Below are 13881 nucleotides of genomic sequence, written 5' to 3' on the forward strand. Positions count from 1 at the left end.
GTCATGGGGTCACGGACGGCGATCGACCGGGTAACGAGTCACGCGGAGACCCCACGTGACGATGTGCTGGTCGCCGGGGTCGAGGATGCTGAGTCCCATGTGGTTGTTGAATGCGTCTGGAGCGCAGCTTTGCGGCTCCAACGCTATAGCCCGGCGGTAGCCGTCGGGCGGCAGCGTGTCCGCCGTGTAGACTTGAAGGAAGGGCACATCCATGAACAGCGTGATCGCTGCCCTCCCTGCGCTCAGAGAGATGTAGCTGAAGCCATCAGGCTCCTTGGTGAGGTCAGTGAAGCAGTGGTCTATCACCGTCTCGCCGATAGGCCTGGCAGCACGGAAGTCATAGCTGCCTCCTGCCACCGGCTCCTTCGTCCCGAGCGGGATCTGCCGGTTGTCCACCGGCAGCATGCTTGCCGCGGGGATCAGCAGCGTGCATTCGTTCAGGCTGGTTCCCGGCACCTGCACGTACGGGTGGAAGCCCACGCCGTACGGCGCGGGTCGGCTCCCCGTGTTCGTTGTCTTCGTCGTCACCAGGATCTGGCTTGCTGACACCTCGTAGGAAACCTCGATGGATACCAGGAACGGATATCCCTCGTCGCTTCCGTCCAGGGTCGTCCTCACGGTCAGGGCGTCCGGCTGGTGGCCGACGACCTCCCACTCCTTGCCCCCGAGCAGCCCGGCCAGGGCGTTCTGGTTGCCGGGTTCGGTGATCTGGAGCTGGTACGAGGTGCCGTTGTGCTGGTACCGTCCGCCGTTGACGCGGTTGGGGAACGGGCTGAGAACGCTTCCCGCCGCGTACTTGCCGTCGAATGGCGGCAGGAACTCGTGTCCGTCCACCGAGAAGCTGTGCAGTGCGCCTGCCCGAACGATGGCTTGTACTGGCCCGCTGGCGATTTGAAGCGCGTTGTCCATGTTCTTCCTCCTTGGCACCGGGACTGTTCCGGTGCCTGTTGTGAGAACGAGGGGCGATCACCTCTCCTCTCAAAGCGACAGTCCTGATAGTACTTATGACTGCCAGTTCGAGAGGAGGGGAGATCGCCCCTCGTTCTCAGTAGTTGTGCCTTGACTGGGCGGTGGCCCTGGCTCTGATCCGCCGTGGAGGAGCCAGGGCCACTCGCCGATGCTGTACGATTCTGGAGCTGAAGTGTGGTGCGACTGCGTGTGCCCCCGGCAGGAGCGTCGTTCGCTGGGGGCACACGCGGTTGGTCAGTACTGCCGCCGACGCCGCTGCTGGTGTCGGTGCTGCGCCTGGAACTGGGCGATCAGCGGCTTGCCGATGACGGAGGGCAGCCGCCACATGCTCTGCGAGAGCCGCAGCTCCACGGCGGTGATCTCGCATTCGGGGGTGGTCAGCACCGCGACCTCGACAGATCCGCTCTTGATCCACGCGCCGCTGGCGGGCTGCCAGAGTTGGATCTCGTGGTCAGGCATCTCCTGGAACAGCGAGGTGATTCGGATGCTGAGGGAGCTGTGCTGGGCCTCGACGATGGTCCCCGCGCTCGCCAGCAGCCTGATGAGGCTCTGCTCCAGCGGAGTGCGGGGCTGGCTCACCAGGGCTGCACGCCTCTCCCGTAGGATGGGCCAGCGCACCTCCGGCTCGCAGCCGGCGAGGGCGAGCAGGTCGGGGATGATCTCCTCCATGCCCGGGGTCGGGATCAGTGCGTCGCCGTCGTCGTTGAGCGTGGACCGGTAGGCGATGGCGAGTTCGAGCCAGAGCGTGCTCGGCTGGGGCACCGACTGACCGAAGATCTCACCGGGCAGCAGCGCCCTGGCACCCCGCGTCGCCCGCTCCGTCACGTCGGAGGCCGTTCCCGCTTCCTGGGCGCGCTGCCGAATGATCGGCAAGGCCCGCTGAACGCCTTCTTGATCGATGTTTTTCACTGTCGCTCCTGTGTTGTCTCCTGATGAACGGGTTTGTGAGAGTAGGTGTACAGGTGGCGGTCGCTGGCCTCCCTCGTGCGTTTTCAGCGACCGCCGCCTGCATCTGTGTGGGTCAGAACCCTCCGTACTGCCGCTGCTGCTGACGAATCAGGAGTGGCGGCAGTCGTGGTGGGCTAGCGACCCAGTTGGCGGATGAACCACGTGAACAGCCCCGCGCCGAGTCCGGCGTCCTCCTCGTGCTGAGGCTCCCACAGGGTTCCGAACTGCCTCGGAACGCCCTGCCCGTCGCAGCGCGCCCACGCGTGGGGCATGTCGTCCTCGGTCCAGGCGACCACCTGGAGGGTTCCCTTGTTCGGCCTCCCGGGACGGCTTGGGAGCTTGATGGCCTGGTGGTGCGAGCACTTGATCTCCGGGTCGGAGTCCAGAGACCCGGGAGCCACCATCTCGCCGGGGTCCGGCGGCGTGAGCCGGACGGCGTCGAGCCAGCTTCCCGGCTCGATCCTGAGGCGCTGGGAGACGCCGCCCTCGGGCATGTACGGGTGCTCGCGCTCGTGGCCGGCCACGTGGCGTTCCATGCTGGCGCCGGCCTCGATGGCGATGAGCTGGGCACCGAGGCCCGCCCCGAGCGTAGGCACCTTGCGCTTCCACGCCCAGCGGACCACGTCCCACAGCCACTCGCACTGCTCGAACCGGTAGCCCTCGGGGTCGTTGCCCTCCCACCAGTAGTCGTCTTCCGGCGCGTCGGTCCAGAAGCGCTCCGGGAGGTCGTAGCCGCTCAGGACGCCGACGCTGGTGATCAGCAGGGCGTCCATCTCCAGGAGCTGGCGGTGTCCGCTCTTGTTGCGCCGGATCACGACCGGCTCGCCGCCCGCGTGCTCGACCGCGACCGCGTAGTCGTCGATCAGGTCGAAGGTTGCGGGGACGATTCCTATCTGCGGCCTCGTGTTAGCGGCCGAAACGCCGGTCAGCACCTTGCTGAGGCGACGGCCCTTTCCTGCTTCGTTCCTCACTACCTACCTCTTCCCTATGTTGCCCCGGACGTCCTCGCTGTCGGACTGAATGGCCGGAGTCTGCTGGATGGGATCTGTTATGTCCGGGTGGTGTGCCGGGCCTCGTGCGATGCTGAGCGAAGCCCGGCACGGACATGGTTCTTTCTGATCGGTGCGGTAGCCAGCCTGTCAGTCGTCGTATCCGATCTCGAACAGGGAGCCTCCTTCCCCGGACAGGAAGATGTCGAGCCTCATCTTGTTGAGCTGCCCGACGACCCGTCCCCCCGAGAGGGTTCGGATCTTCGAGTTGCGGAACCGCGCCAGTTCACGCGGCAGCTCGCTGGAGAACGGCGCGTCGTCTTCGGACAGGTTGAACGCGCCGATGATGGCCTTGTTGTGTCCGTCGAGGTAACGGGCAACGCCGAACTGCGGGATGGCCCCATCCTCCCTGGGGCCGGGGAGACCCAGACCCAGCAGCGGCTGCACGTGGCCGAGGGCCAGTAGCGGCGTGCGGCTGAGCAGCTCGTTGCGCTTGATCGTTTCGTGGAGGATGGAGCCGGGGTCTGCCAGGGCAGCCTCGACGTTGCGCACGCGGTAGTCCCCGCGCTTTTCGAGGACGTCCAGGTCAATCGTGTTGATCACCGGGAGGTACAGGTCGTTCGGAGACGCCTGCGAGAACCCGGCGTTGAGACCAGGGGTCCACTGCATGGGAGTCCGTACACCCTCCCGGCGGTCGCCGGTGGGTCCGCCGCCCTTGGCGAGCAGGGGGTGGTGGCCCATTCCGATGAGATCGGCGTAGTAGTCGATCAGCGCGCCCGGCAGGATCATCCTGATGAGGTTGAACAGCCGGATGAGCCTCCTGTTCCACAGGAGCATCTGGGCCAGGTTGCCCACGACCGCGTCGTTGGCGAACGGCTCCCCACGTACCCCGTCGCCGTAGAACTTGCGCAGGATCTCCAGGATCTCGGTGGGGGTCAGCTTCCACTGTGCCCACTGTGCCCGGTGGTCGTCGTGGTTGCTGGCGATCAGCAGGACGAGCAGGCCGAACAGCACCTGGGGACGATTGAGCAGCAGGTCCACCAGGGGGGAGGCGTCGCGCATGGCGAACACGAGGTCCATCGCCACCCTCTCCCGGAAGCCGAACCAGGCGTCGAACTGGTCGCCGTCCTGGTAGCCCCGCATCTGCTCCTCGGGCAGATCGCTTTCGCAGAGCAGCAGGGCGTCGGGGAACCTCGCCTTGATCGCCTCCCTGGTCCGCCGCACCCAGTCGTGGACCTCGTCCACATCCTCGTGGGAGGTGCCAGGCTTGAAGATGAGGAACGGAACGGCGTCGACCCGGAAGCCGTCGATGCCCACCTCATCCAGCCAGTAGAGCATGTTGCCGAGGTTCTCAGCCTCGACCTCCGGGTTGGCGTAGTTCAGCGCCGGCTGCGTGTGCTTGAAGCGGTGCCAGTACCACTGACGCCGCACGTCGTCGAACGCCCAGCACTCTGCGGGGACGCGCATCCACCGGCCACCGACGCGAACGAGGACCATCCGCTTGTTCTCGGAGTTGGGGAGGATGCTGCGAACCTTGTGGAGTCGACCGTCGGGGCCGGGGAAGAGGACGTTCCCCTCTCCCTTCGGGTCCCAGATGTACCAGTCACCGTACTTGCCGCGCGGGTGCTGGCGCGACTGCTGGAACCAGGGGTGCAGCTTGGACGTGTGGCACGGCACCCAGTCCATGAGCACCTTGATGCCGTACTGGTGTGCCGTCCGCACCAGCTCCTTCAGGTCCTCCAATGTGCCGTACTTGGAGTCGATCTTGCGGAAGTTGGTGATTCCGTAGCCGCCGTCGGTGCCATCGTCCTCCAGGAAGGGGGTCATCCAGATGGCCTTGACGTGGCACTTCGCGAGGAACGGGATCTTCTCGGTGATGCCCTTGAAGTTGCCCGTTCCGATGTAGTTCTCCCCCGGCCCCGACCTCTTCGCCTCGTAGAACGCGTCGGGGCGAATCTCAAGGAAGGTACCGGACGCCCACCAGGGGAGCCTGTTGTTAGCTGCGAGCAAGGCGTTGCCCGACAAGGTTGGTGTCATTTCGCTCCTCGCGACGATGAGATGGAACTTTATGGTGTTTCCGGGTGAGCGACTCAGTGGTGCAAATCGCTTCCCGTCTCCGTGCTGCCGTTACTGTGTGATCAGGGGCAGTGGAAGTTTTGAGGCGTGCTGGCCGAACGTGTCGGCTTTGCACGCCGCGACCGCCCCACCCGACGGCCTGCCAGGTGGGGCGATCATGGTAGATCAGCCGTGCGCTAGCGCTGCGTCAGCAGTTGCTGCCACTGCTCGAACAGCGCCTCGTAGTAGCGGGTGCCGAAGTTCGGCATCTTCTCCGGGTGGAACTGAGTACCCCAGACGGGGTCTTCCTCGCTCTCGAAGGCGTGGATCTCGCCGTCGTGGTTGCTGCGTCCCGTGACGATCAGCCCCGGAGGGGTGGGAGGCAGCGCTGCCCCCTGGGAGTGCATGCACACCACGTCCAGGTTGATGCTCCCCGCCACCTCGGCGAGCAGGGAGTTCGGCGTGAGCAGCACCGCCGTCGTGGTGGTGTCCTCGTTGGGCTGCGAACCCGTGTGGCCCGGGATGCCGGACTTCAGCCGGCCCCCGCAGAGAACCCACCACAGTTGGTGGCCGAGGCAGGTTGCCGCGACGGGCACGCGGAGCCTGCGGAACATGTTCAGCCACACGAGAGCCTGGAGGTCGGCGTTGATGTCGGTGTCCGGGATGGACGCGTCGGGGGTGACGCTGGGGTCGTAGAGCGCCGGGTGGACGTTGCGGCCGGTCGGCCCGACGCCCGTCACCAGCACCCCGAGCACGCCCTGAAGCGCGTTGAGGTTCGGGTTCGGCGGCAGCACCCGAGGCTCGGCCCCGGCCGCCTGGGTGACTTCGAGGTAGCCGTTCTTGTCCGTCGGGTCGGAAACGAGGATTCCGACGATCGGGCGATGGTGGCTCATGTGCATCCCTTCGTTGAGCCTGTCGAGGTGGGCCGCGATCCCTCACCGCCCTTCTCCTCTTGAGGTAGGAGAGAAGAAGAGGGGAGAGGGATCGTGGCCCCGGTTACTGGTTGGTGCTTTGTGGCCAGTGAACTGTTACGGTCCTGTTACTGCGTTGTGGTGCCTAACACGCTTGCCCTGATCGTCAGCGCCGCTTCCTGGCCGCCTGGGCCGCTTTTTGGACGAAGTACGGGATGATCTTGTTCAGGGCGAGCGCCGACGCGTGATCCGTGACCTCCAGCTCCGGGTGGAACTGCGTTCCGAGGGCGAATTGGGTCCGCAGCCCTAGAGGCTTCGTCCACCTCTGATTGAACCCTATTGCTTCCGGCACGCAGTCGGGAAAGGACTCCGCGACTGAGATTAGCCCGGGGGCCACCTCTCGTATTCCCTGGTGGTGGAGGGTGTTGGTCTGGACCCGCTTCTCTCGACCCAGCGCGTGGTAGAGCTGGCTGTTCCCGTCGATGCTGACCGGATGCTCGGCGTGTGGACCGCACTCCCACCTGGAGTGATTCAGGGTCGGCTTCTCCGATCCTCGTTGCTTGACCAGATCCTGGTACAGCGAGCCGCCCATGGCCACGTTCCAGGCCTGGAAGCCCAGGCACATGCTCAGGAATGGCATGGGTTGGATCAGAGTATTCCAGAGGATCACGGCCATGTCGAACTGGTCGAGTTCCCGATCGGTGTTCAGGGAGACGCCCGTGTTATCCTCGCCGTACCACTCCGGCGAGAGGTCCGACCAGTCCGTTCCCGGAACGACGACGCCGTCGAAGATGGTGTCCGGCCCGAACGTCTGCGCGATGGTTTCCAGGCGACCCGTCTCCGGGACGATGAGGGGGATTGCACCTGCCTCATGGAGCCGACTCACCAGAGGCTCCGACGCCTGCTCGTAGCGGATGTGCATGTCTCCGATCTCGTTCTCGCCGGGCCGTGCGATGATCGCGATCGTCGGCTTCTGACCCGGGCTGCGTCGCGTGCGCCGCGACCCGAGCAGTTTGTCTGCGTGCGGGATCAACTCGTGGGCGCCGATGGCCTGGAGACGGTCTCGTACGAAAGCCCTCAGATCGGCCCTGTCGTCTTCTGTTTGCGTTTCCACAAAGACTCCATGTGTGTCTGCGACGTGTTTGCTCTCTGTCTTTCTGTTTGGGGGATGACTTTCAGGGAGCGCCGCAGCGCGGCGCGGACCCGCAGGCCCACGCCGCGCTACGACCTGACCGGGAGGCGTCAGGAGAGGTCGTCCAGCCCCTCCGCCTCCCGGGTGTTCTCTGCCGCTTCGGACAGCCGCTGTTCCCGTTCGGCGTTGCGGTTGTGCTCGGTCTCCAGGGCCGTCGTCCTGGCCTCGATGGCGGCGATCCTGTTGAGGATGTACTTGATGCTGAGCACGACCGCGGTGGTGAGCGTCAGGCCGCCGAGCATCCAGGCGACGATGATCCCGCCGGTGATGATCATCAGCACGGCCGTGCCCAGCGCGAGGGCGATTGCCGCCACGGCGTGGAAGCTGCGGAGCTTCAGCGGGTGCTTGATGTCCATCACCCATTCCTTCCGCCAGAGCACCGTCAGCAACAGCCCGACGATGCTGACCGCGAGCGCCACCCAGGTGTACGCGGGAGATCCCACGCTCAGGGCGACGACTCCGCCGAGGCCGAAGGCCAACGCCCGGAAGGAGTTGATGCCCAGCACCTGGAGCGCCTTCAGCGCCCTTTCACCGTAGATCGCTCCCTCGAACATGTTGGCGCCGAGGTTGATGACGTCGATGCCGAGGATGAGCACCCACCCGCTGGTCTGGTGGTTCGTCACCACCAGGAACGCGGCGCCGATGGCGGTGATGATCGCGGCGACGTACAGGCCGCGGTCCCGCCACTGGTGGACGACCCGCGAGACGATGAGCATCATGATGGCACCGACGGCCGCCGCCGCGAACGCCCAGTTCCTGAACCACTCGGTCTGGGGCAGGCCGAGGAGGTGGAACTGAGTGGTGAGTCGCAGTTGCGGCCCCGCCAGCACCCAGCCGGAGAGGAAGTTGACCAGCGCGGCCTTGCGCACCCACGGGGTCCACGTGGCCTTCGCGGTGGCCTTCCATCCCTGCTTGCTCTTGAGGGCGCCATCATCCTTCTCGTAGATCCCGAACAGGATGAAGCCGATCACGAAGGCCACGAGCAGCACACCGGCGACCAGAACGCCCCAGGTCGGACGCGGCCCGAAGGTAGGCCCGCTCCACGCCACGGCGAACGGAAACGCCTGTCCGAGCACGATCATGGCCCCGCTGATGACCTGGTTGTTGGAGATGGGCAGGCCCGTGTCCACCCTGTCGGCAGCGGGCCGGACGAACGCGACCACGACCGACGAGCACCCGACGAGGACGAGGATGCTCAGCGCGAAGATCGACGGGGGAACCCAGACGGCGAGGGTGATGTAGCCCCGGCCATGATCACGAAGCCCAGGATCGCCCGGCGCCCATTGAGCCAGGAGCCCGCGCCCAGGCTGAAGATGAACAGGATGGCTGCGACTGCCCACGCACTGATGTTCGCCGCCCAGTGGGCGATGGTCGGCGGGTAGAGCGTGCCGACCTGCGGGAGCATGTAGGCGGTCGCCTGGTTCCCGGTCAGCTCCGCCGCGTAGACGAGGCCGAACCCCAGCAGGGCCAGGACCCCGAGCAGCCGCTTCCTGCCCATGAGGCTGATCAGGAGCAGGTAGACGAAGCCTGCTCCTGCCAGGTAGCCGGCGCTCTGAAGGACCTGGACGGTGATGTCGGTCCGTGCCAGGGCGACGAGGTCGGGCAGGACGGCGGCTCCGACCTCCGCCAGGAAGCTGAAGCCCAGCAGCGAGAGGAGGACGAGCAGCCGCCTCCTGCTCACCAGCGGCCAGCAGATGAAGCCGAAGCCGGCCAGGATGGTGCCGTAGGGCAGTGCGAGCGCGACATTGTGGGGGAGGGACAGGACGGTGTTGGCGCCCGCGGTCAGAAGGACCAGGCCGATGACGGGCAGGAGGGCGAGCAGCCGCTTCCAGGAGCCGAACTGCGTGCTGACCAGCGCCAGGAGCAGCCGCTGCAAGGCGGCGGGCGGGTGCTGTTCGGCACCCTTTTCGAGGTCTCGAGTCTTCATGACTCTCCTTCGGAAGATTGTACCGTTGTGGCTGATTGGGCCGGCGGCCTCGAAGAAGTATCAGCCGGAGATTTTTGCTGGGGTGGAATTGTGGCCGTCTGTGGAACCGACCTGCGGAGAGTCGCTTCTACGTGACTCCCACTACAACCTCCTCTTATTGTTGTCAGGGGACGGGGAAAGCGGTGGTCAGGGGGACGAGGTGCAGTATGTAGTTATGACTCTTTTGCCAGGAGCTACCTCCTTGAGATAGGAGAATGGATGTGGGGAGAATTGTGACAAGCACATCTCTACCCCGCTCTACACACGCACACCTTAATTACCGGGTGCGTATGTACAGCGCACTAGAAATGTGCTGAACCACGATGAAGGGTCAGGCAGAGGGAGATCTGCCTGACCTTGGAAGTTGGTGAGTGGTATTGAGGATGGTGATTTGATTGCGGCGAGCTTTGCTCAACCATGAGGCGTCTGTGAGATGAAACGCCTCATATGCCTATCACGTTAGGCACTCACGCTACCTTTCGTTGTTCTGCTGTGGTAGCCAGCTCGATCACTCTACAGCGATCTTGTACCTCCTGACGTTGGAGAGACGGCCTTGTATTTCTCCGGCAGTAATGGCGCTCTGCCGTTTCTTGCAGCTATGCAATCAGATCTTTCTGCTTATTTCTGTACCATATCCCCCCTGTAAATACAATGTTAAGAGGTAATGAAGCCGCCTGTAAAGCCGATATATTCGTTTAACAACATATTAATGAACGATTAACACTCTGCTCGTCAGGAAACAGGCCCACAATTCTGGCGGGTTTATAGAGGAAGCATACTTTAACCTCGTCTGTCAGTCCTCAGCCGTCGATCTTTCGCTATTTTTCTCGCCTTCAAGCAGCTCTCAGGAGTCATATTGGGCAAAAAACGGCGTGGATGTCATTTTCTCATCATAGTTAGCTGATTTGACGCAGAAAGAGCGCTAAAAATATGCTCTCTTCCTTCTATTTTCTGTGTACACTTGGGCAATACTTTCCATCATTTTTACCGTGCGTTGGAGGACATGCAGATATGGGGCGCATACTCTCAGATGAGCTTTGTGAGGGACCGCAACTGGCGGGCTATGCTATTTACCATAACGATCATTTTCATCACTTGCAGATTAATGGACGGTTGGCACGGCTCTCGCCAACTGAATATACCCTGTGTATGCGTTTGTTTCGCCACTTTGAACAGCTCCAACAGCCTGGGCGCTCTGCATCGGAAACCCCAAATATCTATGTTAGCTTTGAGGAGTTGCAGCAGTGCGCCAATCTCGCCGAGCGCAGGCATGTCACGCGCCATGTGAGCAATGCAAATGGCAAATTAAAAGTTCACGGTATTACCATTCTTTGCGTCGGCGAATGTGGCTATACCTTGCACTTTCAACGCCCTTCAACTCTCGATTAAATTTGTTGAGAGAGATGCATGGTTTCACGAAACCATCTCACCACACATCATACGCTTTGCCGCAAACCCCCTGGCAATGTTGCCACTTCATCCCTTAACAATCGTTTGTAACCTTTTTCATCTTTTTGGGGTTATAGTTACGAGTCTGCCCAGCATGAAAGATGATGCATGGAGTTGCCATGAATACGAGCAACGAAGTAAACCTGGACCAGTTCGCTGCCGACGTGGATCTGTACCACGAACAGTTGGTCATGCTCTACTGGCAGCCGCTCAAGGCTTTTATCTTGAGCAGAACAGGGAGTCTACAAGATGCCGAAGATATTGTGCAGGAGGCGTTTATTCGCGCCTACCTCGCCCTGGATCACTACACACTCGAACAAATCCAGACATTGAAGGCACGTCCCTGGCTTTATAAAATTACCTGGAACGTTTTTTGTAACCATGTCAAACATTCTAAACTCTCTTCTCAGGTCTATCTTGAAGCTCTGGAAGAAAACTCCCCTTTTGAGCAGAGCCAGTTGAGCGATGAGCATCCAGAGTTTGCGTTTGAACAGGTTGAACGCCGCCAGGAACTTGAAACCCTGGTCGCTACGCTTCCGCAAAATTATCGTGTGCCGGTCAGTATGTATTATTTTGAAGAGCTACGCTATCGTGAGATTGCCGAAATTCTTCAGCAACCAGTTGGAACGGTTAAGGTCTATGTGCATCGTGGCATCCAGATGTTGCGGAAAGCGTTGACCATACCCAGAAATGAAGTAAGGTGAGGTCATGGAATTTGACAAGCAAGAGCAGCGAACAAGGGAGTCGCAGCAAGCAGAGTCATCTCATCTTGATGAGAGGTCTATTCCGGTTGTTCCACCAGTGCTGGCTTATCTTGGTATGGGCAGTGGGGGCATGGACGGAGGACAAAACGGAGCCTCTTCCACGCAGGAGACGCAGGTGGATCAACTGGTGGCTGCGCTCGACAGTCAAGACTGGGTAGGTCGTGTCGCAGCTGTCCGCAAGCTTGGAAAGTTCAAGCAGGATGCGCCGATAGAAGTTCTGTGTGCAGTTTTGCACCAGGACGAACATCAGGCGGTGCGCGCCGCAGCAGCAAAGTCTCTTGGTATGATCCGCGTCGAGTCATCCATTCTCCCTTTGATTGCAGCATTGCAGGATATTTCGTGGCACGTCCGTACGGCTGCTGTAACCGCGCTGGGCAAGCAGGAAGCAGCACACGTGCCGATAGAGCCGCTGATTATCGCCCTCTCCGATGAAGATGATTCGGTGCGTACCGCCGCTGCGTGGTCCATTGGACAGCTTGATTCTCGTGCTCCCCTCGCTCCTCTCATCGCAGCATTGCAGGATTCCGCCTGGCAGGTCCGAGAATCTGCCGCTCGCTCATTGGGTAAACTGGGGAGACAGGCAGCACGTGAGCCGCTCCTGGCGGCTCTGAGGGATAAAGACGAGCAGGTGCGGGAGGCAGCAGCCGGTGCTCTGCGACAATTGCCCGCTACGCCGTTCCTCAATAATGATCGGAATACAGAAGCAATCCGCCCTGTCTCTCGCTCGACTGGCCCTATCGTACATGACTTGCTACTTTCATCTAACAAGCAAGATCGCTCCCCCTCTACAGGGAAACTGGTTGAGCAGGAGGTGGATAAACTTCCCCTTCCCACTTCCTATCTTTTAATAAGATCAGCGCAGAACAATTTAGGGGAAGAGGGAGAGGACGATACACCTATTGAGGTGCTCCCGCCACGACGAACTGCTGTTCCTGCGCGTCGGGTAACAATGCGGCGTACCATCGAACGTGCGCTCGTTGCAGTGTTGATTGCTGCAATTGGCCTTTCCTGGCTGCTGGTGAGCCACTGGCCTGGTACGACGACTGGCAGCGGAAATACGCTCGATAGCGCCGCTGTGTTTAGCTATCAGATGCCTTCGGGAACAGCAACCGATCTGGTCTGGGCTGCGCCTTCAGAGACTCCCAGTGAGAGCAATCTGGTTGCCTTTGCCACCAACAATGGTTGGGTGCAGGTCTGGAATACCTCTAATAAAACGCTGGTCACGACCTATGGACCTTTCAAGAAAGTACTGGCGCTGAACTGGCCTGCAAGTGGCTTGCAGATTGCCATCCTGACCAACGATGGAAAGCTGCAATTGATCGCTGGGAAGAGTATGCAGCCCGTCTTCTCCCTGCTGTATGCTCAGTCCACACAGCCTCTTGTCTCTCTCTCGCCAGATGGAAAGCGTGTGGCGATAACGACGCCTGCTGGCCGTCAGAGTTCCGTGAGCGTGTGGACGCTGGCAACGCATGCTGTGATTGTCGTGCATCCCAGCCAGCCCGGAGAGATCACCTCGCTGGCGTGGACCAGCGACAATTCAGCGCTTGCTACGGCCAGCGATAATGGGGAGATGCGTATTATCGATCTCTGGAGCGTGACGCGAGGTACATCTATTGCCGATCCAATGACCGTACCATATGTGCCTGTTCCGTTCCGCGTCCTCAATATGGCCTGGTCATCGGACAACGTTCATCTTGCCTATGCGCTGGATGATGGCGAGGTGCGCGTCTGGGATAGAAGAAGCTATAATCACCTGCTATTCCATTCCACTGCCGATCAATCCAGTGCTTCTAATGCAAATTGGAGCGCGGTCGTCGCCTGGTCGCCCGATGGCAAACATGTAGCAACGACAACGCAGCATGGTATTGTCCAGATCTGGGATGCAACGACCGGCGATCTGCTTTCGACCTATCAGGGCCATCATCAGCAAATCAAAGCTCTGTCCTGGTCGCCTGACGGTAAACATATCAGTTCGGCCAGCGCTGATGGCCTTATACTGGTCTGGAAAGCGTCTTGAGGCTTGTTGATCGATTGATAAAAAGACAAAAAAAGCGGAGCCAGCAAGTGGGCCGACCACCTCAAACGTGTGGTCGGCCCACTTGCTGCTGGTGGGGACTACTGCGGCCCTGTGCTGATGGCGATGGTGACGGGATCAGCTATCTCGTGCTGCGTCGTTTGTGTGTCTGGAGGCGGGACGGGCGACGCCCAGGAAGCGTCGCCCGTCTAGAGAGAGCTAGGCCCAGCGTGTCAGAACGCCGTCCTTGTAGCTCCTGTCCTTGAGCGGGAAGCGCGGAATGTCCACGAACTCGGCTTCGATGTGGCTCTGAGCGACGGCGCGGTCGAATCGGGAGAAGATGGCCGTACGTCGCAGCTCTGCATCCGTCTCTGCGCCTTCCTCCATGCGAGTAAAGCTGATCAGACGGGTGCGACGGCTGGAGTACTCGGACGCGGGGAGTTCTTCCATTGCCGTGTTCAGGTAGTGCCTCGCGTTGCAAGGGCAGAAGCCCGCAACGTGGACGGCGGCGAAGAAGATGAACTCTTCACTCTCTTCGCTCTGCGTGAGGAACTGGCTGGGGATGCTCTGCCGGGTGGGTTCGACCGGCGCGACTCTTACCTCGAAAAGAGCCTGATACATCGC

Annotated in this window: 12 protein-coding genes; 3 read left to right on the plus strand and 9 right to left on the minus strand. The window is 61.3% G+C overall.

Features of this window, described 5'->3' with window-relative positions; translation table 11 throughout:
* Window positions 1-9 precede the first annotated feature (9 nt).
* The 8 genes from K3T83_RS18210 to K3T83_RS18245 form a co-directional block, all read right to left on the minus strand.
* The gene (locus tag K3T83_RS18210; RefSeq protein ID WP_220204378.1) at window positions 10-909 is read right to left on the minus strand and encodes an aldose epimerase family protein; all 900 of its coding nucleotides are present in this window, start codon (window positions 907-909) and stop codon (window positions 10-12) included.
* A 294-nt stretch (window positions 910-1203) separates the two neighbouring features.
* Window positions 1204-1878 carry a hypothetical protein gene (locus K3T83_RS18215; protein WP_220204379.1) on the minus strand — a complete coding sequence of 225 codons (675 nt, stop codon included), beginning with the start codon at window positions 1876-1878 and terminating at the stop codon, window positions 1204-1206.
* A 173-nt stretch (window positions 1879-2051) separates the two neighbouring features.
* On the minus strand, window positions 2052-2888 hold the full coding sequence (locus tag K3T83_RS18220) for a gamma-glutamyl-gamma-aminobutyrate hydrolase family protein (protein WP_220204380.1): 837 nt from the start codon (window positions 2886-2888) through the stop codon (window positions 2052-2054).
* Between the two features lie 168 nt (window positions 2889-3056).
* Window positions 3057-4943: an alpha-amylase family glycosyl hydrolase gene (locus tag K3T83_RS18225; RefSeq protein WP_220204381.1), complete on the minus strand. Its 1887-nt coding sequence runs from the start codon at window positions 4941-4943 to the stop codon at window positions 3057-3059.
* Window positions 4944-5158: 215 nt separating this feature from the next.
* Entirely contained in the window at window positions 5159-5854 is a 696-nt protein-coding gene (locus K3T83_RS18230; protein WP_220204382.1) for a gamma-glutamyl-gamma-aminobutyrate hydrolase family protein, read from the minus strand.
* 184 nt (window positions 5855-6038) lie between these two features.
* Window positions 6039-6986, minus strand: a complete 948-nt coding sequence (locus K3T83_RS18235; protein ID WP_220204383.1) for a gamma-glutamyl-gamma-aminobutyrate hydrolase family protein — start codon at window positions 6984-6986, stop codon at window positions 6039-6041.
* Window positions 6987-7114: 128 nt separating this feature from the next.
* A complete protein-coding gene (locus tag K3T83_RS18240; RefSeq protein WP_220204384.1) occupies window positions 7115-8227 on the minus strand; it encodes a hypothetical protein in 1113 nt (370 codons plus the stop codon).
* A 32-nt stretch (window positions 8228-8259) separates the two neighbouring features.
* Window positions 8260-8991 carry a hypothetical protein gene (locus K3T83_RS18245; RefSeq protein ID WP_220204385.1) on the minus strand — a complete coding sequence of 244 codons (732 nt, stop codon included), beginning with the start codon at window positions 8989-8991 and terminating at the stop codon, window positions 8260-8262.
* 1050 nt (window positions 8992-10041) lie between these two features.
* Here K3T83_RS18245 and K3T83_RS18250 point away from each other — a divergent pair.
* From K3T83_RS18250 to K3T83_RS18260, 3 genes are all read left to right on the plus strand, one after another.
* A complete protein-coding gene (locus tag K3T83_RS18250; RefSeq protein WP_220204386.1) occupies window positions 10042-10419 on the plus strand; it encodes a hypothetical protein in 378 nt (125 codons plus the stop codon).
* A 179-nt stretch (window positions 10420-10598) separates the two neighbouring features.
* Window positions 10599-11183 carry an RNA polymerase sigma factor gene (locus tag K3T83_RS18255; RefSeq protein WP_220204387.1) on the plus strand — a complete coding sequence of 195 codons (585 nt, stop codon included), beginning with the start codon at window positions 10599-10601 and terminating at the stop codon, window positions 11181-11183.
* Between the two features lie 4 nt (window positions 11184-11187).
* Window positions 11188-13260, plus strand: a complete 2073-nt coding sequence (locus K3T83_RS18260) for a HEAT repeat domain-containing protein (protein WP_220204388.1) — start codon at window positions 11188-11190, stop codon at window positions 13258-13260.
* 216 nt (window positions 13261-13476) lie between these two features.
* Here K3T83_RS18260 and K3T83_RS18265 read toward each other — a convergent pair whose 3' ends face one another.
* Window positions 13477-13878, minus strand: coding sequence for a hypothetical protein (locus tag K3T83_RS18265; protein ID WP_220204389.1), 402 nt, complete (start codon window positions 13876-13878; stop codon window positions 13477-13479).
* Window positions 13879-13881 lie beyond the last annotated feature (3 nt).

Source organism: Reticulibacter mediterranei (assembly GCF_016587455.1).

Excerpts from the sequence above, each read along its gene's own strand:
- K3T83_RS18210 (WP_220204378.1), bottom strand. The coding sequence starts at position 909 with ATGGACAACGCGCTTCAAATCGCCAGCGGGCCAGTACAAGCCATCGTT.
- K3T83_RS18225 (WP_220204381.1), bottom strand. The coding sequence starts at position 4,943 with ATGACACCAACCTTGTCGGGCAACGCCTTGCTCGCAGCTAACAACAGG.
- K3T83_RS18230 (WP_220204382.1), bottom strand. The coding sequence starts at position 5,854 with ATGAGCCACCATCGCCCGATCGTCGGAATCCTCGTTTCCGACCCGACG.
- K3T83_RS18245 (WP_220204385.1), bottom strand. The coding sequence starts at position 8,991 with ATGAAGACTCGAGACCTCGAAAAGGGTGCCGAACAGCACCCGCCCGCC.
- K3T83_RS18250 (WP_220204386.1), top strand. The coding sequence starts at position 10,042 with ATGGGGCGCATACTCTCAGATGAGCTTTGTGAGGGACCGCAACTGGCG.
- K3T83_RS18255 (WP_220204387.1), top strand. The coding sequence starts at position 10,599 with ATGAATACGAGCAACGAAGTAAACCTGGACCAGTTCGCTGCCGACGTG.
- K3T83_RS18260 (WP_220204388.1), top strand. The coding sequence starts at position 11,188 with ATGGAATTTGACAAGCAAGAGCAGCGAACAAGGGAGTCGCAGCAAGCA.
- K3T83_RS18265 (WP_220204389.1), bottom strand. The coding sequence starts at position 13,878 with ATGTATCAGGCTCTTTTCGAGGTAAGAGTCGCGCCGGTCGAACCCACC.